The organism is Cytobacillus sp. NCCP-133 (assembly GCF_026011715.1).
Lineage (GTDB): Bacteria > Bacillota > Bacilli > Bacillales > Cytobacillaceae > Cytobacillus.
This window is the reverse complement of record NZ_BRVM01000001.1, coordinates 736,379-758,683: the sequence shown is the minus strand read 5'-3', so window position 1 is coordinate 758,683 and position 22,305 is coordinate 736,379. Positions and strand designations below refer to the sequence as shown.

General features: G+C 41.3%; 25 protein-coding genes. 12 read left to right on the top strand and 13 right to left on the bottom strand.

The features are described from left to right. The first annotated feature begins 137 nt into the window (after positions 1 to 137). Complete coding sequence (locus NCCP133_RS03775; protein WP_264803617.1) at positions 138 to 350, top strand: hypothetical protein; 213 nt, start codon at positions 138 to 140, stop codon at positions 348 to 350. Between the two features lie 71 nt (positions 351 to 421). Here NCCP133_RS03775 and NCCP133_RS03770 read toward each other — a convergent pair whose 3' ends face one another. Beyond that, positions 422 to 1,177, bottom strand: a complete 756-nt coding sequence (locus tag NCCP133_RS03770) for a TraR/DksA C4-type zinc finger protein (RefSeq protein ID WP_264803616.1) — start codon at positions 1,175 to 1,177, stop codon at positions 422 to 424. Between the two features lie 549 nt (positions 1,178 to 1,726). Next, on the bottom strand, positions 1,727 to 2,659 hold the full coding sequence (locus NCCP133_RS03765) for a 1,4-dihydroxy-2-naphthoate polyprenyltransferase (RefSeq protein WP_264803615.1): 933 nt from the start codon (positions 2,657 to 2,659) through the stop codon (positions 1,727 to 1,729). Positions 2,660 to 3,160: 501 nt separating this feature from the next. Between NCCP133_RS03765 and NCCP133_RS03760 the strand changes: the two genes are divergently transcribed. The 6 genes from NCCP133_RS03760 (at position 3,161) to menC (ending at position 10,738) form a co-directional block, all read left to right on the top strand. Next, on the top strand, positions 3,161 to 4,567 hold the full coding sequence (locus NCCP133_RS03760) for an isochorismate synthase (RefSeq protein ID WP_264803614.1): 1,407 nt from the start codon (positions 3,161 to 3,163) through the stop codon (positions 4,565 to 4,567). After that, positions 4,564 to 6,309: a 2-succinyl-5-enolpyruvyl-6-hydroxy-3-cyclohexene-1-carboxylic-acid synthase gene (gene menD / locus NCCP133_RS03755; protein ID WP_264803613.1), complete on the top strand. Its 1,746-nt coding sequence runs from the start codon at positions 4,564 to 4,566 to the stop codon at positions 6,307 to 6,309. The genes NCCP133_RS03760 and menD overlap by 4 nt, the downstream gene beginning before the upstream one ends. 6 nt (positions 6,310 to 6,315) lie before the next feature. Continuing rightward, positions 6,316 to 7,134 (top strand): 2-succinyl-6-hydroxy-2,4-cyclohexadiene-1-carboxylate synthase, encoded by an 819-nt coding sequence (menH, locus tag NCCP133_RS03750; protein ID WP_264803612.1) that lies wholly within the window; start codon positions 6,316 to 6,318, stop codon positions 7,132 to 7,134. 100 nt (positions 7,135 to 7,234) lie between these two features. Beyond that, a complete protein-coding gene (menB, locus tag NCCP133_RS03745) occupies positions 7,235 to 8,056 on the top strand; it encodes a 1,4-dihydroxy-2-naphthoyl-CoA synthase (protein ID WP_264803611.1) in 822 nt (273 codons plus the stop codon). An 85-nt stretch (positions 8,057 to 8,141) separates the two neighbouring features. Beyond that, a complete protein-coding gene (locus tag NCCP133_RS03740) occupies positions 8,142 to 9,629 on the top strand; it encodes an o-succinylbenzoate--CoA ligase (RefSeq protein WP_264803610.1) in 1,488 nt (495 codons plus the stop codon). A 2-nt stretch (positions 9,630 to 9,631) separates the two neighbouring features. Continuing rightward, on the top strand, positions 9,632 to 10,738 hold the full coding sequence (menC, locus tag NCCP133_RS03735; protein WP_264803609.1) for an o-succinylbenzoate synthase: 1,107 nt from the start codon (positions 9,632 to 9,634) through the stop codon (positions 10,736 to 10,738). Between the two features lie 40 nt (positions 10,739 to 10,778). On the opposite strand, the gene NCCP133_RS03730 is transcribed toward menC, so the two are convergent. From NCCP133_RS03730 to NCCP133_RS03720, 3 genes are all read right to left on the bottom strand, one after another. Then, positions 10,779 to 10,973, bottom strand: a complete 195-nt coding sequence (locus NCCP133_RS03730) for a hypothetical protein (RefSeq protein ID WP_442874232.1) — start codon at positions 10,971 to 10,973, stop codon at positions 10,779 to 10,781. Between the two features lie 453 nt (positions 10,974 to 11,426). Beyond that, positions 11,427 to 11,588 (bottom strand): DUF1540 domain-containing protein, encoded by a 162-nt coding sequence (locus NCCP133_RS03725; protein ID WP_264803607.1) that lies wholly within the window; start codon positions 11,586 to 11,588, stop codon positions 11,427 to 11,429. 205 nt (positions 11,589 to 11,793) lie between these two features. Further along, complete coding sequence (locus NCCP133_RS03720) at positions 11,794 to 12,786, bottom strand: metal ABC transporter solute-binding protein, Zn/Mn family (RefSeq protein ID WP_264803606.1); 993 nt, start codon at positions 12,784 to 12,786, stop codon at positions 11,794 to 11,796. A 285-nt stretch (positions 12,787 to 13,071) separates the two neighbouring features. On the opposite strand from NCCP133_RS03720, the gene NCCP133_RS03715 reads away from it, so the two are divergent. Then, entirely contained in the window at positions 13,072 to 13,635 is a 564-nt protein-coding gene (locus NCCP133_RS03715; RefSeq protein ID WP_264803605.1) for a beta-class carbonic anhydrase, read from the top strand. On the opposite strand, the gene yidD is transcribed toward NCCP133_RS03715, so the two are convergent. Beyond that, complete coding sequence (yidD, locus tag NCCP133_RS03710) at positions 13,632 to 13,871, bottom strand: membrane protein insertion efficiency factor YidD (protein WP_264803604.1); 240 nt, start codon at positions 13,869 to 13,871, stop codon at positions 13,632 to 13,634. The genes NCCP133_RS03715 and yidD overlap by 4 nt on opposite strands. A 141-nt stretch (positions 13,872 to 14,012) precedes the next feature. Between yidD and NCCP133_RS03705 the strand changes: the two genes are divergently transcribed. Beyond that, positions 14,013 to 14,486 carry an S-ribosylhomocysteine lyase gene (locus NCCP133_RS03705; RefSeq protein ID WP_264803603.1) on the top strand — a complete coding sequence of 158 codons (474 nt, stop codon included), beginning with the start codon at positions 14,013 to 14,015 and terminating at the stop codon, positions 14,484 to 14,486. Between the two features lie 194 nt (positions 14,487 to 14,680). Here the strand turns inward: NCCP133_RS03705 and cls are convergent, their stop codons facing one another. Together cls and ytzI are read right to left on the bottom strand one after the other, a co-directional pair. Further along, positions 14,681 to 16,129 carry a cardiolipin synthase gene (cls, locus tag NCCP133_RS03700; RefSeq protein WP_264803602.1) on the bottom strand — a complete coding sequence of 483 codons (1,449 nt, stop codon included), beginning with the start codon at positions 16,127 to 16,129 and terminating at the stop codon, positions 14,681 to 14,683. 101 nt (positions 16,130 to 16,230) lie between these two features. Next, the gene (gene ytzI, locus NCCP133_RS03695; RefSeq protein WP_264803601.1) at positions 16,231 to 16,413 is read right to left on the bottom strand and encodes a YtzI protein; all 183 of its coding nucleotides are present in this window, start codon (positions 16,411 to 16,413) and stop codon (positions 16,231 to 16,233) included. 129 nt (positions 16,414 to 16,542) lie between these two features. On the opposite strand from ytzI, the gene NCCP133_RS03690 reads away from it, so the two are divergent. Beyond that, positions 16,543 to 16,980: a Dps family protein gene (locus NCCP133_RS03690; RefSeq protein ID WP_264803600.1), complete on the top strand. Its 438-nt coding sequence runs from the start codon at positions 16,543 to 16,545 to the stop codon at positions 16,978 to 16,980. A gap of 111 nt (positions 16,981 to 17,091) precedes the next feature. Here the strand turns inward: NCCP133_RS03690 and NCCP133_RS03685 are convergent, their stop codons facing one another. After that, positions 17,092 to 17,349, bottom strand: a complete 258-nt coding sequence (locus NCCP133_RS03685; protein WP_264803599.1) for a DUF6154 family protein — start codon at positions 17,347 to 17,349, stop codon at positions 17,092 to 17,094. 259 nt (positions 17,350 to 17,608) lie between these two features. Here NCCP133_RS03685 and NCCP133_RS03680 point away from each other — a divergent pair, with 259 nt between their 5' ends. Further along, positions 17,609 to 17,938: a hydrolase gene (locus NCCP133_RS03680; protein ID WP_264803598.1), complete on the top strand. Its 330-nt coding sequence runs from the start codon at positions 17,609 to 17,611 to the stop codon at positions 17,936 to 17,938. Positions 17,939 to 17,966: 28 nt separating this feature from the next. Here NCCP133_RS03680 and NCCP133_RS03675 read toward each other — a convergent pair whose 3' ends face one another. After that, positions 17,967 to 18,851, bottom strand: coding sequence for a DUF6612 family protein (locus tag NCCP133_RS03675; RefSeq protein ID WP_264803597.1), 885 nt, complete (start codon positions 18,849 to 18,851; stop codon positions 17,967 to 17,969). A gap of 146 nt (positions 18,852 to 18,997) precedes the next feature. On the opposite strand from NCCP133_RS03675, the gene ytkD reads away from it, so the two are divergent. Beyond that, positions 18,998 to 19,465, top strand: coding sequence for an RNA deprotection pyrophosphohydrolase (gene ytkD / locus NCCP133_RS03670; RefSeq protein ID WP_264803596.1), 468 nt, complete (start codon positions 18,998 to 19,000; stop codon positions 19,463 to 19,465). A 29-nt stretch (positions 19,466 to 19,494) separates the two neighbouring features. Here ytkD and NCCP133_RS03665 read toward each other — a convergent pair whose 3' ends face one another. From NCCP133_RS03665 to NCCP133_RS03655, 3 genes are read right to left on the bottom strand one after another with little or no spacing between them, the layout of a single operon-like run. Continuing rightward, complete coding sequence (locus tag NCCP133_RS03665; protein WP_264803595.1) at positions 19,495 to 20,304, bottom strand: ABC transporter permease; 810 nt, start codon at positions 20,302 to 20,304, stop codon at positions 19,495 to 19,497. Beyond that, positions 20,282 to 21,061 (bottom strand): ABC transporter ATP-binding protein, encoded by a 780-nt coding sequence (locus tag NCCP133_RS03660; RefSeq protein ID WP_264803594.1) that lies wholly within the window; start codon positions 21,059 to 21,061, stop codon positions 20,282 to 20,284. Before NCCP133_RS03660 ends, NCCP133_RS03665 begins: the two co-directional genes overlap by 23 nt. 26 nt (positions 21,062 to 21,087) lie before the next feature. Continuing rightward, on the bottom strand, positions 21,088 to 22,083 hold the full coding sequence (locus NCCP133_RS03655) for an ABC transporter substrate-binding protein (protein ID WP_264803593.1): 996 nt from the start codon (positions 22,081 to 22,083) through the stop codon (positions 21,088 to 21,090). Between the last annotated feature and the right edge of the window lie 222 nt (positions 22,084 to 22,305).

Sequence of the window (22,305 nt, the reverse complement as noted above, 5' to 3'; positions counted from 1 at the left end):
ATGGTTCTAAAAGATAATATTTCCTATGGGCAAAATTTTACTCTATAGCGCGAAAATATTAACAATAATTTCCACTTTAAAAAAGGTTTAAAAACCCTGATAATATAATCAATAGATATTAAGGGGGAAGCTGTTAAATGTACCAAATCGAGAAAGGATCAATGGAAGAAGTTTTGCTGCATCTTCAGAATATTGGACTGCATCTTAATGAATTCGAGAAGACAAATGAATCCATTCCGGTGAAAAACTATAAAGAACTGCTGGAATTCAGCATCTCCATAGCCCGCCGTACAAATGACGTTTCTGTTACAATCGATGAGATTATCCAGGATATCGAATCTAAGTTATAATATAAGGTAGTCTTATTTTTGCCATATGACATATAAAAAGCGATGCCCCAATGGGGGCATTGCTTTTTGCTTTATTCTTTATCATCATCCACATAACCATCTGTCTGATGGTATGGGACATCTCCATAAGGGGCTTCAATGTCATGTTCATCCAGCATGGCTTCGTATTCTTCATGCTTTTTCGAAGGGTAAATTTTTCTTTCTGTGCCTTTCATGTCGTTTCCTATAAAGGTTTCATAGTCTTCGGTGAAGCCTTCATCGTCATGCCCCTCATTATAAAGGGAGTTGTAATCTTCATAGTCGCCTCTTAAATCGGATGGTGTTTCGGAAGTGCCAAACCGGGCAACTTCCTGGAAGCTGTCCTCATTATCAACGACTTCCCTGAACTGATGATGCTGGAATGTATTGCCGTGTGCAGGTTCAAGGACATCTTCTTCTGCGGGGCGGTCTCCCGGGACATTTTGCTCAGGGCTGTGCTCTTTACAGTAAAGAGCAGCAGGCACCACTTCAAGGCGTTCGTATGGAATTTCAGTACCGCACTCTCTGCATTTTCCATATGAACCATCTTCCAGTGCCTGCAGTGCTGTATTTACTTTATTCAATTCTGAATCATGATGCTCTTCTAACGCAAAATCCTTTTCACGCTCATAAAGTTCAGATCCCATATCTGCAGGATGATTATCGTAAAGGGATAGCTCGCCTACAGTATCTCTGGCACTCGCACCCTCCAGACTACCTTCTTTATTGCCTTGAAGCTGTGCTTCCAGTGATTTTTTTTCATCGGTTAATTCTTTTTTTAAACTGTTGAGTTGTTCATTTGTCAACATAATGAGTCACATCCTTATCAGATTGGTTTCATTTGTTTTTATAAAAAAGCTCTGTTAGGCCGAATATTAAACAATAGTCTATATGGGTTTAGTATGGACGTTATTGGCAAAATCATGACGGAAGAAAGTTTTAATTTTAGGTTCTTTTCTCAAAGATTGTGGTATTTTAGCCCGTTGACTTCCGCTGCGGGCACGCAGCGGAAGTCAACGGAGGAACAGAGCTCCTCGACGCCCTGCGTCTGTGGGGTCTCCCGATCCCTCTCTGCAGGACATTGAATAAACTTCTCCGGATACACACCGCACGAAGAAAATGCAAATGCATTTTCGAGGATCAAGTGCCCTCCGTCCAATCAACTCACCAAATGAAACTAAGTTATTGAAAAGCAACAAAACAAACCCTACAAAAACAGCCTAATTTTATGATACATGGCCAATCAGCTTCCTTGAATAAAAAATACCCGTTATCGAAAGGACGAAACCCTGAAAATGATTTCTGTTGTTTTTTCCAAACAAAAAACCTCTGCTTCTAGAAAAGCAGAGGTTTAAAAACTATAATAAATAACCAAGAAACAGCCCAACTGATAATAGGAAACCAAAAATGGTATTTGTTTGGGCAGTTGCTTTCATTGCCGGCATCATTTGCAGGGGCAGTGTTTTTCCGATAAATCCTTTGGTTGCTTTAATGGCTTTAGGCGCACTAAGAACAACAATAGCAAGCCATGGCGATATGATGTTAATGGCAATTAATACAAAAACCCATACATATGAGACAATAAACATTCCTGCAAGCAGGATAATCGCACCTTTCTTGCCCAGTAAGATTGCCAGGGTTTTACGTCCGAATTTTTTATCTCCATCCAAATCCCGGATATTATTCGCAAGCAATATGGCACCAACAAGAATCAGAATTGGGAAAGAAACTAAAACGCTTGTTGCCGTTACTGTATCTGTTTGAATATAGAAGGAAATAAGGATAATCAGCATACCCATGAAGAATCCGGCAAATAGTTCGCCGAATGGCGTATAGGCAATAGGCAGCGGTCCGCCTGTATACAAATAGCCTACTGCCATTGCTGCAAGGCCAATCACTGCAATCCACCAGCTTGTATTCATGCAAATATAAATACCAAGCAAAATGGATATTCCATATAAGCCAAATGCCAGGTATAAAACTGTGTTTGGCTTGATTCCTTCACGGACGATTGCTCCGCCGATTCCAACAGATTCTTCTGTGTCCAGCCCTCTTTTATAGTCGTAATACTCATTAAACATATTTGTAGCAGCCTGAATCAGCAAGCTTGCTGCCAGCATGGCAAAAAATAATCCAAAATGAATTTCAGTGAGTTCCATTGCTAATGCTGTTCCGAGCAGAACCGGTACAAATGCTGCAGTAAGAGTGTGAGGTCTAGTCAACTGCCACCATACTCTCCAGTTCCTTGAATTGGAAGCAGGCGGAAAATTGGTCTGTGCTTGTGGTTGCATATAATTCTCCCCTTATTATATCTATAGTCTGTCCTATTAAAATTGACTGCGTCATATAAACTTGTTTATTTTAACCGATATTAAGGGTATTGTCAAAGGAACTTAAGTCTTCTGGCAAGAGAAAGTATACCATTCCGTCCAGAAAGGTAAAGAACACCTTTCCGTACGGCTCGTCTTGTGCTTGAGGCAGATAGGGGGCGCATTGCGCACTTCTTATTCCATAAACCACTTTAAGTGTAGGAAAAGTAACAGGCGCTGTCAACGTATTTTTACCGTAAAAAGAGGCGGGATTTACCATGTGAAAAGGGTCTGAAAAGTTAATCTTTCGGGAAACTAAGTGCAATTCATATTACCGGAGGCAAAATTAAGCTATAATATAGTAGAGATATAAAAAGGGACCCAGTGATTGACTTCGTTGACATTCACCGATCCAGAGGTGTATCTTAGAATAAGTTTAAAGAAGGATAACGGCTGTTCTGGGCTGTTATTGGAGGGATTTTTTTGGTTACCATACAGGATACGGAACTAAAAGAAGGGATCCAAGAGGCAATTGAAAGGGCAAAGGCCTTATCGAAGCCTATATTAGTGAGTGAAGTTCAAAAAATAAATCATATAGAACCCCTTTCTTTTTATGCGGCAGGAAAGAGCCGTTTTTTTGGTGAACGATTTTTCTGGAAGGATCCTTCTGGTGAAACTTATATAATCGGTCTTGGTGTTTGCAAGCAAATTCAGTCAGATCAGAATGCCGGACGATTTGAACGTGTCGAAAAAGAATGGAAGCGCTTTATAGGGGATAGTATTGTATTTAATCCTTATGAAGAGAACGGAACTGGACCTGTAATGTTCGGCGGTTTTTCCTTTGACCCATTAAAGCCGAAAACCAAGCTGTGGTCGAAGTATTCTGATTCGCTTTTCCATGTACCAACCTACATGTACAGTGAAGTAAATGGACAGGCCTATTTAACAACCAATGTGGTTTGTACCCAGCATGATGACCAGACCCTTTTTGAAAAGGTTGGGGCTGAACGCGGATTGATCCTGTCATCAATGGAAGGCGATCTTCCTGAAAGTGATAACGCCCTTTTGAAGGAAGCCGACATCAATCCTGAAAAATGGATGAGCATAGTTGAAGCAATTGTTGATGAGCTGAAAGCAGGCTCTTTAAAAAAGGTGGTACTTGCCCGGGAGTCCCGGCTTGTATTTGAAAAGCCGATTGAGATTGAAAGTGTCCTTTCAAACTTGATGAAACTTCAAAGAGAAAGCTTTACCTTTGCTTTTGAATCAAATGGAGACTGCTTTATTGGAGCCTCTCCAGAACGGCTGATAAAAAAATATGGAGAAAACGTATTTACGACATGTCTGGCGGGATCCATACCAAGAGGCAGGAATGAAAAAGATGACAACATTCTTGGAGAAGCCCTCCTTAGTGACCAAAAGAACTTGACTGAGCATCAATATGTGGTGGATATGATAAAAGATGCGATGGAGGAATCCTGTACGGAAGTTGAGCTTCCGAAAGAGCCGCAGATAATGAAAATGAGAGACATTCAGCACCTATACACCCCTGTAATTGGAAAAACAAGGGGAGATGCATCTCTCCTTGCTTTAGTTGACCGCCTGCATCCAACTCCTGCACTTGGAGGTCTGCCGAAAAAAGAAGCGGTAGAAAAAATAAGAGAGGCTGAAGAATTGGATCGGGGCTTTTATGCAGCACCGTTAGGTTGGATGGATTTCAGAGGCAATGGCGAATATGCTGTAGCCATACGATCTGGTCTGATTCAAGGCAATGAAGCATCCATTTTTGCGGGCTGCGGGGTGGTCCAGGATTCAAATGCCGAAAGCGAATATCAGGAAACAAAAATTAAATTCCGGCCAATGCTGACGGCTCTTGGGGGTTATGAAAGATGAATCATCAGGAAGCTTTAACTTCATATATTGCCGCTTTTGTAGCGGAAATGGCAAAAAGCGGGGTGGAGCATGTCGTGGTCAGTCCCGGCTCACGTTCTACCCCGATGGCTATGGTAATGGCAGAGCATCCTGAGCTTCGTGTGCATATCCATGTAGATGAACGTTCGGCTGCCTTTTTTGCGTTGGGGATTGCGAAAGCTTCTCATAAACCTGTGGCCTTGCTATGTACATCAGGAACTGCGGCTGCTAATTACTACCCTGCAATTGTAGAAGCCTTCTATTCAAGGGTTCCCCTGATTGTGATAACGGCCGACCGGCCTCATGAACTCAGGGATGTGGGGGCTCCTCAGGCAATCGACCAAATTCATTTGTACGGTAAAAATGTGAAATGGTTTGTTGAGATGTCTCCTCCAGAAGATACGGCAGAGATGCTGCGTTACGCCAGGACGGTATGTGCAAGGGCTCAAGCCATGGCACAGCGTTCTCCGGCAGGCCCTGTCCATCTCAATTTTCCATTCCGTGAGCCGTTGGTGCCGGATCTAGACAGGGAAGATTTATTTGAGTTGAGTGAGCGCAGGGATGGATTTGTAAGCGTTCAGACAGGTCAGCTTTGCCTGCAGGAAAAAGAGCTAAAACAAGTGGCAGGAGGTTTACCACAAGCCGCTAAGGGCATCATTGTATGCGGTCCGATCGAGAAGCCGGATTTTCCGGAGGCTGTCATTCAGCTTGCAAAAAAGCTGAACTTCCCGATTCTGGCAGATCCGCTTTCTCAGATTAGAAGCGGAATCCATGAAGGAAGCCACGTTATTGATGCATATGATACCTTTTTGAAAAATGAAGATGCCCAAAAGGCTCTTAAACCAGATGTTATTATCCGTTTTGGTGCAATGCCTGTGTCAAAGCCATTAATGATTTTTATGAAGGAAAACAGCACTGCCCGCCAAGTCATTGTGGATGGAGGCGGAGGCTGGCGAGATCCCGCTCTGCTTTCTGCTGAAATGGTCCATTGCGATGAAATTCAGTTTTGTAAGTCTGTTCTTCCATACCTCGATCACTCAGAAAATAATAAATATCTAACCTTATGGAAAGAAATAAATGATCTCACAAGAAGAAGATTGGCCGATATAAATAACATAGAAGAGCTAAGTGAAGGGAAATTATTTTATCAGTTAGCCGAAATGCTTCCTGAAGGCTCTACACTTTTTGTCGGCAATAGTATGCCGATAAGGGACTTAGATACCTTTTTTCATTTTAATCAAAAGGGCATTAGAGTGATGGCCAATCGGGGGGCAAATGGAATAGACGGTACTGTTTCAACTGCACTTGGGGCTGCTGCTTTTTCACAGCCGCTGTATCTTGTCCTAGGCGACCTTACGTTCTTTCATGATTTGAATGGTTTAATTGCCTCTAAACTGTATGGAATTGATCTAACTATTTTATTGATTAATAATAATGGCGGTGGTATATTTTCGTTTCTTCCGCAAGCGAACCATCCAAAGAACTTTGAAAAGCTATTTGGAACACCGCTTGATTTAGACTTCAGGCATGCTATTAAGATGTACGGAGGCCATTATGATCTCATTTCGGATTGGGGACATTTTATTTCTTCATTCAAGCAGAGTTTGAATACAAATGGCTTAAAGGTAATGGAACTTACGACAAATCGGGACAAAAACGTAACCGAGCATCGAGAATTGTGGGAATCTGTTTCCCGGGAAATAAGTCGATTGCTGGAAGGGTGAATGCCGATGAATTATGTCATTAACGGTGTTCGATATCATGTCGATACTTGGGGAAATGGTTTTCCGCTCCTGCTGCTACATGGCTTTACAGGAAATGGAGAGAGCTGGAGAGAATTTGTGCCGTGCTGGGAAGGCCATTCGCAATCCATCGCTATAGACATCATTGGACATGGAAATTCAGAATCCCCCGCTGATATTGTTCACTATGGTATTGAGGAATCCGCTGATGTGATTAACATTCTTTTAGAAAAGATGGAGATCGATACAATAGATGTTCTTGGTTACTCCATGGGCGGGCGGCTTGCCATGACGTTTGCGCTGAAATATCCGGAGAGAGTTCGCAGAATTATTTTGGAAAGCGCCACTCCAGGGCTTCGTACAGAAGAAGAAAGACAAGCCAGGCGACAGCAGGATGCGAAGCTTGCAGAAAAAATAAGGGAAGAGGGAATCATACGTTTCATTGACTATTGGGAAAACATTCCTTTATTTCAAAGCCAAAAAAAACTTCCTGAAAGCAACCGGGCAGGAATAAGAAATCAGCGTTTGGCCAATTCTATTGAAGGCTTGGCAAACTGTCTAAATGGAATGGGGACAGGAGCCCAGCCATCCTGGTGGAAAGACCTTTCTAAAATGGACTTACCTGTCCTTCTAGTTACTGGAGGACTGGACCGGAAGTTTTGCAGGATTGCTGAAGAAATGTCGAAGGTTCTGCCAAATTGCCAGTGGGAGTCTGTACAAGGTGCCGGACATGCAATTCATGTGGAGAAACCTGAAATATTTGGTACAATAGTAAGTGGGTTTTTGTCGCAAAAAGTTGATAGGTGAAAAGCATATTGAATAATGTCACTTATTGCTGTCAAAAAAAGTGCAAAAAAGATTGCGGCAAATAACACGATTATTAATACATAATGAGGAGGAATCTTATATGTCAGCAGTTGAATGGGTTGCAGGAAAAAAATACGAAGAGATATTATATGAAACATACAATGGCATTGCTAAGATTACGATTAACCGACCGCAAGTTCATAATGCATTTACGCCAAGAACAGTTATGGAATTGATTGATGCGTTTGCTTATGCGCGAGATGACGAAAATGTAGGCGTAATCGTCTTGACCGGTGCCGGAGACAAAGCGTTTTGCTCAGGCGGGGACCAAACAGTAAGGGGACATGGCGGATATGTGGGCGATGACCAGATCCCACGTTTAAATGTTCTTGATTTACAGCGCTTAATCCGTGTAATTCCTAAGCCTGTTATTGCGATGGTAAAAGGGTATGCCATCGGCGGAGGCCATGTTCTTCACATTGTATGTGACTTGACTATTGCAGCTGATAACGCTGTATTCGGGCAAACAGGCCCTAAAGTGGGAAGCTTTGATGCAGGCTATGGTTCAGGTTATCTTGCAAGAATCGTCGGCCATAAAAAAGCCCGCGAAATTTGGTACCTGTGCCGCCAGTATGGTGCCCAGGAAGCATTGGATATGGGATTAGTCAATACAGTTGTGCCGCTTGAAAAAGTGGAAGAAGAAACCATACAGTGGTGTGAAGAAATTCTTGAGAAAAGCCCGACTGCTATCCGCTTCTTGAAGGCTGCCTTCAATGCTGATACAGATGGACTTGCAGGGATTCAGCAATTTGCCGGAGATGCAACTCTTTTATATTATACAACTGATGAGGCTAAAGAAGGCCGCGATGCGTTCAAAGAAAAGCGCAAGCCGGACTTTGGGCAATTCCCTCGTTTCCCTTGATTTGAAAATAAGATCTGTTGCAGCTTGATGGCATATCCATCAGGCTGTTTTTATATATTTAACCATTCTTAACAATGGGGTGTTTATGATTGATGCACAGATAATGCCGAATTTTCTTTTGAAACGGGCCTTTTTAACGCCTGAGCGACCAGCTATCTATTTTTCTGGCGTTACCTACTCCTTTAAGGAAGTATATGACCGGGCTTATACTATTGCTGGGCAAATGGAGGCTGTGGGGTTAAAAAAAGGGGATTACGCTGGCGTGCTGCTTAGAAATCATGTGGATACTGTTTTTATCCTTTTAGCTTTACAGCTGATAGATATAAAAGCAGTCATTTTAAATAACAGGCTGACGGCAGAAGAATTAATCTTTCAAATGAATGATTCACAGTCACCTTTCCTCTTAACTGAGAGTGTCTTTGATGATGTAAGTCAAAAGATCTCCGATTCCCTAACAGTATCCTCGATCCTTAAAGAAGATTTATTTAAGTGTGCCCATACAGAACCTGCTGTTGTTGAAGAAATTAGTCTTGATGAGGTTTGCACAGTTATGTATACATCGGGTACCACGGGGAATCCAAAAGGAGTTTTACAAAGCTACGGAAACCATTGGTGGAGTGCTGTTGGCTCTGCTCTAAATTTGGGCTTGAATGAACAAGACAGATGGCTGTGTGCAGTTCCCATCTTTCATATCAGCGGATACTCGATTCTGATGAGAAGCATTATTTATGGCATGAAAATGGTTCTTTTTGAATCCTTTCATGAGAGCAAAGCAATTGAAGCGATTTCGAGCGAAAAGGTTACGATCATGTCTGTTGTTAGTACAATGTTAAGCCGAATAGTGGTGAAACTTCAGGATGAAATGCTGCCGTCATATTTCAGATGCATGCTATTAGGGGGAGGACCTGCAGCAAGATTCCTGCTGGAGGCATGCAAGGAAAAGGATATTCCGGTTTATCAGACCTATGGAATGACGGAAACCTCCTCACAGATTGTAACGCTTGCCCCTGAGTACAGCTTTAGCAAACTTGGTTCAGCTGGCAAGCCCCTATTCCCGTCCCAGCTGAAAATTGTTGGAGCAAGCGGGGAAAAAACCGATGCAGGCGAAGCTGGTGAAATTCTTGTTAAGGGGCCGAATGTTACGAAGGGATATTTAAACCGTGACGATGAGAACTCAAAAGGAACTAAGGATGGATGGCTTTCGACTGGTGACATTGGATATCTTGATCAAGAAGGATTTTTATATGTGCTAGACCGGAGATCAGACTTAATTATATCAGGCGGTGAGAATATTTATCCTGCTGAAATCGAAGGAGTCTTAGTTTCCCATCCAAGTATTAATGATGCTGGTGTAATCGGCATGAAGGACGATGTTTGGGGAGAAGTACCTATAGCCTTCATTGCAGGGGAGGAGAACCTGGATACAGAGGAAGTTACACAGTTTTGCTTAGGAAAGCTTGCCAAGTATAAGGTGCCAAAAAAAATCTTGACCATTAGTGAAATTCCGAGAAACGCTTCTAAAAAAATTTTGAGACGGAAGCTTCGGGAACTGCTGGAGGAAAGCGGGAAATAGACATGGATATAAACAAAATCACCTTATATAAAATTTCCATGCCTCTAAAGACACCTTTTACCACTCATTTAGGGACAGTCAAGGACAGAGAGGGAATCATTGTCGAAGTGGCAGATCAAGAGGGGCGGAAAGGGTACGGTGAAGGAGTGGCTTTTTCGTCTCCCTGGTATACTGAAGAGACAGTTGACACGAGCTGGCATATGCTTAAAAAATTTCTAATCCCGTTATTAGAGAAGAAGGGCTTGTCCCATCCTTCCGAAGCCGGACCAATATTTGATCCCTTCCGTCGGAACCTGATGGCAAAAGCTGCTTTGGAAACTGCTTTATGGGATCTGGCGGCCAAAAGGGTAAATGTTTCACTTTCTAAATGTATTGGAGGGGTAAAAGAAAAAATTCCCTCCGGAGTGGTAGTCGGTGCCAAAACGAAGGAAGAGGTAAGAAGACAAATAGAGTCGTACCTTCAGGATGGCTATCAAAGAGTAAAAATAAAAATCAGCCCGGAAAATGATTATGATTTCATTTCAGAAATCCGCCGCTATTATCCAAAGCTTCCGCTGATGGCGGATGCGAATTCAGCTTATACGCTGGATCATATCGAACATTTAAAAAGGCTCGATGAGTTTGGGCTTATGATGATTGAACAGCCGCTCGAATACGATGATATTGTTGATCATGCGAAGCTGCAGAAAGAATTGAAGACGCCCATATGTCTGGATGAAAGCATTGTCACTTTTAACGATGCACGAAGGGCTGCTGAGCTGGGAAGCTGTAAAGTAATCAATATAAAAATTGGCCGGGTTGGCGGTTTGGGAACAGCAAAAAAGATTTATGACTATTGCACTGAAAAGGGGATACAAGTCTGGTGCGGTGGAATGCTGGAATTCGGTATTTCCCGAGCACATAATATTGCACTCGCTTCCCTGGAGGGCTTTACAATTCCAGGTGATATTTCAGCATCGAGCAGGTATTGGGAAGAAGACATCATATTGCCGGAGGTGACCGTAAAAAATGGAGGCATAATGGTTCCTGATAAGCCTGGGATTGGGTTTGAGATCAACGAGAAAAGATTGAAGGAAGTTACCATCTTAAAGGAAACATTTGCTTTCTGATAATATAAAAGCAGTTCTAATTTAGAACTGCTTTTTATCACTAAGTGAAATAATAAATATATACCGCTAGGGCGACAACAGATAGAAATATAGCAATAATATAAATAGTTGTCAGGTTAGCGGTGTTCTTTTTAGTTTCACTGGAATAGTCTTCATCGCTTTTTCCGGTTAATAATAAAGTAAAAACAACGGAAGCAATAAGAATGATAACGACAAGAATAATGGCAAAAGTCAAAATAAGCACCTTCTTTTTAGTTTCTATCTTAATTATAGTGTATATTTCTTTATTTTGAACCGCGAATATTTTGCGTTTTTGTGAAAGTCGCTGGAATACAAAAAAATAAGACGCTTCGGCAGCGTCTTTTATGATAAATTATTGAGTTATTTGATCCTCATTAAATGAATCTTCTTTGATTGCGAAGGAACTTAAACCAGCAGCAGCGGCAAAAGCAGCTCCAAGCATGATAACTGTTGATAGCATATGTATCACTCCTGTAAGTTGTTGTTGCTTTATACATTCCCTGTAATGGATCATATAAACATTTTTTTTTAAGAAAATGGCAATCCAGCCTAAAAAAGCGGTGCCCTAAATTGTACCTAGGCACCGCCTTTCTTATGGTTAACGGGAAGCCATTCTAAATCCTCCACACTTGGCACACTTGAATTCGGAAAAATTCGATCTATATCGTCACCCAAGATCGTGCGGTTCAAAGGTTTTACAGTCAGTTTCCTTGCTGTTGTCCGCTGTTTCTCCGGTATGGCTGACTACATAGATTTGGTCAGCACTGCAGCGGTTTCCGTTTTTCCAAAAAGAACAGTTGTTAACTTCACATAGAACATCTTTAGCCATTGTCTATCACTCCTTAGCAAATTTAAGACCCTAAATCCAGATTCGACATAATTCGGGTGGTACCTGGTACCAAGGTCGTTATTATTTTTTGCAAAGAGCGCCTATTAAGTCGTGGCATTTGCAGGGAATGTCAGGTCGCTGTAAAAAACTCCGCTTAGGATTTTTCGCGGACTAAAAAACCTCCCATGGCGGGAGGTCGATCAAACTATTCATATAGCGCTTTTTCAAGGGAAGCAAGATTCTTTTTCATTAAAGTGAAATAGGTTTCATTCTTTTGGATGTCCTCTTCTGTTAACACAGATAAATTATGCAGCATCAGAGGTTCTGCACCGATTTCTTTCTGCAATATTTCAGTTAGCCTTGAGCTGACATTCTGCTCGAAAAAGACGTATTTCAGATCATGCTCTTTCGCTTCTGCTATAATCTTCTGCAATTCCTTTTGTGTTGGCTCGCTGGAAGAATTTAAACCGGAAACACTGATTTGGTCCAACCCGTAGCGTTCTTCCCAATAACCATATGCAGAGTGGGAAACGATGATTTCTTTATGCTTTGCATTCTGAACAGTTTGCTCAAAGGCATTGTGCAAATCATCCAGCTCCTTTACGAGCTCCTGATAATTCTTTTCAAGCTGTCCTTCGTGTTCAGGCATCTTCTCCACTAGAGCATTTTTAATTGTTTCTGCCAATTCTTTGGAATATACAGGATCCAGCCATACGTGGGGATCAATGTCTCCGTGATTATGATCATCATGATCTTCTTCTTCGTGCTCATCTCCATCCGCATGGCTATCAGCGTCTCCTTCCTCTTCATGAGCGGGATCATGATTTTCTTCTGGGTGAACAAACTCAATGTTCTCACCTGCAGGGACCATCTTGACGTTCTCATTTTTCAAGGTTTCTTTAGCTTTTTCAACAAACCCTTCTAACCCAAGTCCAATAAAAATAAATAGATCTGAATCGGCCAATTGAATCATATCTTTTTGAGATGGCTCAAAAGTATGTTCATCAGAACCAGGAGGATAAATGGTTTTTACATCTACAAATTCAGCCCCGATGCGTTCAGTAAAATATTGAAGCGGATAGACTGTCGTGTAAACAGCTGCTTTATTGTTATCACCCTCATCTTTGGGCTTTTCGTCTGTACAGCCCGATAAAAACAAGACAAAACTTAATGCTATAAAGAAAATTCCTTTTTTCATGCTGTTTCTCCCCCTCTTTATAAAACGTATTTATTACGATTTATAAAACAAAAAAATTCAATACGTAATCATTACGATTTCACTTAGTAATCTTACAAAATTTATTGCCAAAAAGCAAGGATAAAAATTTGTTTAAGGACTAAGCTTTTTGTATCATTGATAATAAGGGGCATTTAAAAAGAAATTGTCCCTGTAGATATTATTGGCAATATGTTTGGCCATTATAGCAACTTAGATTACTGGTGAGTTTTCAAGCAATACATAAAATGACAGGGAGTGGTATGAATGAAACTTTTGGAAGAAATCTTAAACCATAATCAGCAATTCGTTGAAGAGAAGAGATATGAAGAGTTTGAAACAACAAAATTCCCCAATAAAAAAATGGTCATTTTAACCTGTATGGATACCCGATTGGTTGAGCTGCTGCCTAAAGCACTAAACGTAAGAAATGGTGATGTGAAAATTGTTAAAAATGCGGGCGCTCTAGTTACTCACCCTTTTGGAAGTATTATGAGAAGCATTCTGATTGCTGTTTACCAGCTGCAGGCAAAGGAGGTATTCGTGATCGGCCATCATGATTGCGGAATGAGTGGAATGAGAGCAGAAAATGTTGTCAGCAGCATGAAGGAAAGGGGCATTACAGATGATGCCCTTGATACGATTACGTATTCAGGAATTGCAGCAGAAGATTGGCTGAAGGGCTTTGAAAACGTAGAAGATAGCGTAGGACACAGTGTTCATATGGTCAAGAAGCATCCATTAATGCCAGCGGATGTGCCTGTGCATGGCCTTGTCATTCATCCGGGCACAGGCAAGCTTGACTTGGTAGTTGACGGATACGAGTCTTAATCTTTTTTCTTTCCCGGCCATTCCTTGGGTACAAGGTCAACCCCGCCGGGATGGAACGGGTGGCATTTAAGGATTCGTTTTATTGTAAGCCAGCCTCCCCTTAATGCGCCGAAACGCTTTACAGATTCCAGCCCATAATGGGAGCATGTCGGATAAAACCGGCATGTAGGCGGCTTTAGCGGTGAGATGACAAACTGGTAGATTCGAAATAGCATGATCAATACTTTTTTTAGCATGGAAAAGCCTTCCCTTTTACGAACATATTTTCTTTTAAAATAACATATAATCATGAAAACGTCTAAATTTTCGTATTAATTTGATGATTTTAGTCGGAAATACAGTTATAATAAAAGGAAAACTTTAGGGGAGTGTTTTTAATGCCTTCAGTAGAAAGCTTTGAATTGGATCATAACGCTGTTAAAGCGCCATTTGTAAGGCACTGTGGTGTGCACAAGGTCGGAAGTGATGGCTTGGTCAATAAATTTGATATTCGGTTTTGCCAGCCAAACAAACAGGCAATGAAGCCAGATGTGATTCATACATTAGAACATCTTCTTGCTTTTAATATCCGGACACACGCAGAAAAATATAATCATTTTGATATTATTGATATCTCTCCAATGGGCTGCCAGACAGGCTATTATCTGGTTGTTAGCGGGGAACCTTCAGTTGAGGAAATCATTGACTTGCTCGAACATACAATGAAGGATGCTATTGAAATAACCGAAATACCAGCAGCAAATGAAAAACAGTGCGGCCAGGCCAAACTTCATGACCTTGAAGGTGCAAAGCGCCTGATGAGATTTTGGCTGGATCAATCAAAGGAAGAATTAAAGCAGGTATTTGCATAGGAAAAGCGGGCTGTCCTCAGCCCGTTTTCTTGTGATATCAGAATTACTTTAACTGTCTAGCTCCAGGCGTCTACCCCCTCGAGGTCATAAGCTTGTTCCTTCGTGGTCAAGGCGCCTTGCTTTTCTTAATGATAAGAATGTATAAATTTTTCAACGCCGATCACTGTCTAGCTCCACAACGCCTTCCGCTTTTCTTACAGAATTGGAGAAAGAAGCCTTGAAATCGACTCTTTCAACTTTATGACCAGCGGTCTTTTGCTATATTCCGCAGCAGTCAGCTTTTTAGATAAGGCCATATCATCTTTAAAGCCTTTGGATAGACTGCTTGAAACCTCCTTATCATATATAAAGGCATTGACTTCAAAATTCAGCCTGAAGCTTCTGACGTCAATATTGGCTGTTCCCACTGATGAAACCTCTTCATCCACAATTAATGTTTTGGCATGGATAAATCCATTTTCGTAGATATAAATATTTGCACCGGCTTTTAGCATTTCTCCAATATAAGAGTAAGTCGCCCAGTATACAAACATGTGGTCAGGCTTGTTTGGAATCATGATATTGACTTCCACTCCGGATAGGGCTGCGATCCTTAATGCATCAAGCAGGCTTGCATCCGGGATGAAATATGGAGTTTGAATATAAATGGATTTGCGGGCTGATGAGGTCATTTTGATATATCCATTTTTTATTTGTTCCCATTCCGAATCAGGCCCGCTTGTTACAACCTGGATGCCTACGCTGTCTGTGGATGAAGCGATTGGAAAGTACTCAGGGGCATAATAAATATCGTGCCGATAGGAGGCCTGATTCCAATCAAGAATAAATCGCGTTTGCAGGGAATGAACAGCACTGCCCTCAATCCGCAAATGGGTATCGCGCCAGTAACCGAATTTCGGGTTCAGGCCAAGGTATTCATCACCAACATTGAATCCGCCGACATAGCCGATTTTGCCGTCGATAATGGCAATCTTGCGGTGATTGCGGTAATTAATCCTTAAGTTGATAAAATGCAGGCGCGAAGGAAAGAAGGCTTCAATTTCTCCACCGGCACCAATCAGATCTTTGAAAACTTTTTTATGCAAGCTTCTGGATCCCAGTTCATCATAAAGTATCCTTACTTTAACTCCTTCTTTGGCCTTTTCGGTCAGTAGATTGATCAGCCCTCTCCCAAGATTGTCTCTCTTGAATATATAATACTGCAGATGTACATGGTCTTTTGCGCCTTTAATATCCCGAATCAGCGAATCAAATTTCTGTCTGCCATCTGTAAAGATATTGACTGAATTATCTTGTGTCAATAAGGAGCCATTATTAACTAAGTGCATATAAATAAGGTCTTTGTTATTGAGGATGACGTCATTTGAAAAACGGATATCCTTGGTTTTAATCCGCTGAATTTGATTTGTGAGCAGTTCATCAATCCCAATTTTTTTTCGGTCTTCCCATTGAAACATCTTTCGTCTCGTTAAGTTTTGTCCAAAGAAAAGGTACATGAAAAAACCAAGCAGGGGCAGGAAAAATAGAACCATCAGCCATGCCCAGGTTGCACCTGCATCTCTTCGCTCTAAAAAAATAACAAAGACAGCAAGGATAATATTTAATACTAAAAAAACAGTTAGCATTATGGAGTAAATATCCATATGAAAGTCCTCTCCATATCAATAGTCATTATATCCAATCCCCTATTACAGAAAAGGAAAACCTCCGTAATCCCGGAGGTTCTATTTATATTAGCATATGCTTATCGTTTGTTTCGGTTGTCAGCTTTATCCTCTTCCTTTTGCTCACTTTCTTGTTCGCTATCAGGAAGCGAATCGATCGGGTCTACTGTATGTTTGTATTGGTAGGCTTTTGAAGTAGTTACAACGCTCAATAATAGAACCACTATGACGATGATGATTGATATAACTAGAACCGTATACATGCTTCTCCCCCTTTTCTATCCATATTTTATCATGAATTGGGCACCTTCATGAAAAATTTCGTGTAACAGGTCATCCAGGTTTTATTTCATTTTTTTGAGGGTACTCTATTGGTGGGAGGATGATTAATAATGAGTAAAGAATTAGTTAGTGCTGTTAACCAGCAGGTAGCAAACTGGACTGTTTTATATGTAAAGCTTCATAATTACCATTGGTATATTAAAGGGAAAAATTTCTTTACCCTCCATGCCAAGTTTGAAGAACTCTATAACGAAGCCAATGAGCATATAGATGAATTGGCAGAACGTATTTTGGCACTGGAAGGCAATCCGGTTGCAACGATGAAAGAGTGTCTGGATATAGCATCAATCAAAGAAGCAACGGGATCAGAAAAGGAAGAAGAAATGGTCCAATCAATTGTTGATGACTTTGAAAAAATGCTCGGCGAGCTTCAGGAAGCGATCGAGCTAGCTGAAGATGCCAAAGACGAAGGCACAGGCGACATGCTGATTGCTGTGAAGCAAAGCTTGAAAAAACACAATTGGATGCTAAAAGCATATCTGGGATAAAGAATCAGGACCGGTTAATAAACCGGTCTTTTCATATGTTCAAAATAAAAAGCGGCATATAGCCGCTGCATCATTTAAAAGATATCATTTAAATATCCTGATATGTATAGGTTAATGGATGTTTCGATGATGAATAATCGGATTGCGGCGCTGGCCATAATTTTCGCTTGCAAACTTTCCTTTCAAGCTTTCAATTAAATATAGCCCCATTAAGTCATATAGCTCCTGGTTTTCCATGTCCCGGATCATACTTAGCAAATCCTCTCTGTTCATTTCTTCCAGGAAAGCGAAAGCGAGCATATCAATATCTTCTTCGTCACCCGTCAACTTGTTGCGGTAAAGTTCGTAAAGCTCATCAATTAGTTTCATGGGATCCACCTCCTTCTAAAAAAATCCCCGTTTTAAATAGTATACTTATTTAATACCCTTGATGAAGAGAAATATTCCTGGCAGCTGTCCCGCCTTTAATAAGAGATCTGCCGTTAATTAAAGTTAGTATATGTAAACGAAGAGAGAATGATCTTAATTTCGTATAATTTTATCACAAGTGTGGAAACGATAACTAATAAATCATTAAATGCTTTGTTGACACAGGATATTTTTTCTTAAACTAAAAGGGGCTGACAGGATGGAAGGGAATAAAAAAACGTATTATATAACGCTTGGTACCGGAGAAATTTCCCAAAGCGCCACAGATTCAACCTGGAATTTTAAAATAGAAGCTACTGATGATGAGATCATCGCGCTAAGGGAATATTTTGATCAGAATTACTCATCTGAGTGGCAAAACTTTTTCAGGGCGCATGTTCCGTATGTCCAATACCATTATGACCGCGAAAACGACGCATATGATGATACCATGAAGAAAATCTATGGAATGATCTATAACCTTGGGGACGATGAGGCCCGGAAACATATTGAAAGTATGGGCATTCTCACAGAAGAGGAGCACAAATAAAAAAGCTGGGGGAAAGACCCGGCTTTTTTCACATTTCCATTTCTACAGCTGATTCTATGACTTCCTGGGGGACAGTGATGGATTCTACCTCATTGTAATTTGAATAGTGGCCATTCATGTTCTGTTTCATCGCTATTGTCTGGCCTTCAGCTGAGATTTCCATTTCCATGATCATGTTCAGAATGCTTGGATAGAACGTGTCCTTATCAATAACAATTTCGTATTTAACATCCAGAATTTTCATATTTTCAAGTGTTTCCCCATTGGCAGTCATTTCAGGCGGAAGTGTTTCTTCGGCTGTTTTCTTTACGAAGTCATTAAACTTCTCTCCGTTAGCCTTAAGTTTTAAAATATAGCTTTTGGCATCCTGCCCAAAAGTAAAGTCATCAACAAATTCCTGAAGCTTCTTTAGTTCTTCGCCAGGATTAGTCTGCTGGCTGGACATTTGCAGGAGATCATCGGACATTTCCTTCGGGAACTTCATCCATTGTTCGCCAGCTGCATCATAAAGAAACATCCCGTCTTCTGTAAAATAACTTTCAATATCATATGATTCTTCCGCGCCTTCCATGGTCATGGACATTTTTTGGTAAAAGGCAGTCGGATCGGTTGTAACATCCATATCAATAACAGAATCAATACTCATGTTTTCTGCTTCTGAATCCGATTTGATGTTCTGGCTCATATCCATTTTTACAGAAAAACTTTTTAGTTCTTCAGAAGCTTCTGTTGATTTTTTTAATACCTCTTCTAGTGTAAGCTCTGAAGTTTCTTCTGTTTTTGTTTTACTTTTATCTGTTTCATTGCCTGATTCTGTTTCACTGACAGGCTTTGCTGTTTCACTGCATGCTGCCAGCATAAAAATCAGCAGAAAGCCTGTAAGAAATGCTAAAGTTTTTCTCAAAATATACACTCCCTTTGCGTTAGTCAGTTATTTTACGTTGGAAGAAGCAGAAAGTTTCAAAAATAGGTAATATCCTTCGATAGGCCTAAAGTGTTTGAAGATGAAATTTCCCTTATAATGATAACATCAAGAATTATAATCGGGTGAGGGATTATATGGAAACATTTTTGGATGCTAATGGTGGGGAAGTTCGCCTCTCTTTTAAAAAGGGTGCTTTTTCGGATGATCCCAAGCACGTCCTGGTTATTTGCCGCTATAATGGCCGATGGCTCTTAACCCATCATAAAGTCCGCGGCTGGGAATTTCCCGGGGGCAAGGCCGAGCCGGGCGAAGAGATTGAAGAAGCAGCCCGGCGAGAGGTTTATGAAGAAACGGGTGCCATTCTAAAAAGTCTTGAATTTATTGGCGAATATGAGGTCCATGCGGATAACCGAAGCTTTGTAAAAGCAATTTTTTATGGAGAGGCTGGAAAGCTGGAGAAGAAACCACAGTATTACGAAACAAACGGGCCAGTGCTCCTAGAGGGAAACTTAATACAGCAAAGATGGGATAAAAAATTCAGTTTCATCATGAAAGATCTAGTTGTGGAAAAAAGTCTGGAGAAAATTTTGGAAGGAAAATAAAAAACGGCAATGATTCGTTGCCGTTTTTATTATGAATTATTTTTAATTAATTTCTTTTCAAGAAGTTCGACAAGCTGGTACATGATTGTCGCGAAGACAGCAATCACGAGCAAAGACAGCATAACAAGAGTGAAGTTAAATACTTGGAAGCCGTAAATGATCATGTAGCCGAGCCCTTTAGAGGAAACCAGGAATTCTCCTACAATTACACCCACCCATGATAAGCCAACATTCACTTTTAAGGTGGAGATGACTGTAGGAAATGAAGCAGGCAATATGGCTTCCCGGAAAATTTGGACTCTGTTAGCTCCAAAGGTCTGAAGAACCTTTATATAGTTTGGATCGACTTCCTTAAATGAGGTATATACCACAATCGTGGTGATAATGATTGAGATGATGGCACCCATAGCGACAATAGACGTAAAGCTGGGCCCTAGTGCTACAATCAAAATCGGGCCAAGCGCCACTTTTGGCATTGAATTGAGTACAACCAAATAGGGATCAGAAATTTTTGATATCAACGGTGACCACCATAGGATGGCTGCCAGGAATGTTCCTAAAAAAGTACCCAGCATAAATCCAAAAACCGTTTCTGACAAGGTGTATCCCAAATCGACCATTAATGAGCCGTTCTGGATTTTGGTTAAAAACAGTGCCCACACCTTTGAAGGTGCACTGAAGATTAAAGGGTCAATCCATTGTTTTTGGCTTGCCAGCTCCCAGCCTGAAAAAATGACGAGAAAGATGACTGCCTGATAAAAGCGGACCCATCTCTTTTCCCGATTCAGCGATTGAATATATTTTTGATGAAGGTATTTAACGTTCTCCTGGGGGCTCAAGGGACTCCAGCTCCTTCCATATCTTTTGAAAAATAGCTGGGTATGCTTCGTGATTACGGGCGTTAAATGGCGTTTCTTCTCTAATTTCTTTTGGGATGACAAACGTTTTATGAAGCTGGCCGGGCCTTGCAGAGAAAAGAAAAATGCGGTCACTCATGCTTATGGCTTCACCTATATCATGGGTAACGAGTATGGCTGTTTTACCGAATGATTTAAGTGTACTTGAAACCAGATCTTCAAGCTTCAGCTTCGTTTGGTAATCCAAAGCGGAAAAAGGTTCATCGAGCATCAGGAGCTTCGGTTCAGTCGCAAGCGTCCTAACGAGTGCAACTCGCTGCCTCATTCCGCCGGAAAGCTGCTTTGGAAATTGTGATTCGACCCCTTTAAGGCCCATTTTATCGAGAAGCTCCAGTGCATATGATTTTTTATCCTGTGATAGGCTCTTACCAATCTTCAGACCCAAAAATATATTCTCTTCGATCGTCTTCCAAGGAAAAAGATAATCCTGCTGCAGCATATAGCCAATTTCGTTTTCTGCTGTTTCTATTCGCTTTCCTTCCAGTGTCACACGGCCATCTGTCGGTTCAAACAGGCCTGCAATGATGGAAAGCAAAGTTGTCTTGCCGCATCCGCTTGGGCCGAGGAAGGAAACGAATTCCCCTTCCTCCACTTCAAGCGAAACATCGGAGAGGGCCGTAACAGCAGTGGTCTTCGTAAAGTAAGTGTGGTGAATGTGATCAGCTTTTAGAAAGTCCATGTCGGCCTCCTCTTTTAAAGATTTTTTTACTTCATTACACCTTCCGCAATTTCTGTATTAACAAGCCTGTCATGTTCGATGCGTTTCGGAAGCTCTCCTGCCTCATCCATGATGTTCTGCAGATTATCCCATTCTTCCGTATCCAAAATCGGATCTGCCGCAAAGGAGCCCTGGCTCTTATAACGGTCAACCACCATTTCGATTATGTCCAGCTCCGTGTTGTCAAAATAGCCTTGAATGGCTTCTGCGGTTTCTTTCGCACTGTGGCTTTCCACCCATTGCTGTGCTTTATACACCGCTCTTGTGAATTTCTCGACTGTTTCTTTATTTTCGTCAATATAGCTTTGTTTTGTCATGAATGTGGTATATGGTACATGACCAGACTCGGTTCCAAAAGAAGCCACAATATATCCTTTGCCCTCTTTTTCAAAGACACTGGCAGTCGGCTCGAACAACTGGACAAACTCGCCTGTGCCGGAAGCGAAGGCCGGAGCGATATTGGCATAATCAATATTTTGAATCAAATCCATATCTTCGTGCGGATCAATACCATGACTTTTCAGCACAAATTCGCCGACCATTTGCGGCATGCCGCCTTTTCGCTGGCCAAGGAATGTTTTCCCTTTCAGCATATCCCACGAAAAATGATCAATTTTATTGCGGGAGACCAAAAACGTACCATCCGTTTGTGTCAGCTGGGCAAAGTTAATGACCGGGTCATTGGAGCCCTGTGCAGATACGTAAATCGATGTTTCAGAGCCAACAAGCGCTACATCAGCACTGTTCGAAAGCAGCGCGGTCATCGTCTTGTCTCCGCCTGCCGTAGTCGTAAGCTCAACATTAAGCCCTTCTTCTTCAAAAAAGCCTTTCTCTATTGCAACATATTGAGGAGCATAGAAAATCGAACGCGTTACCTCGGCAACCCTGACGTTCAGCACGTCATCCTTGCCGCAGGCAGCTAAAGGAACAATAAGTATCGCCGTAAGCATTAATAGCAAGCTTGCTTTTAACCATTTTTTCATATGCCATAAGACCTCCCTTATGCTAAAAGATTCAGATTTTAAAAGCCTAGAATATCGTATGAAAAGGGAAAAAATGTGTGAATGCCTATATGAAAACTTTTTAGGAGCAGGGTGAAATGCTCATACTAGTAGTTGCAAGTAGAGAAAGCCGTGCAGTGTTAAAGACGCTGTTATTGCGAATTTTATAAATTTATATGTAAATTCACCTTCTAATGGCTTTCA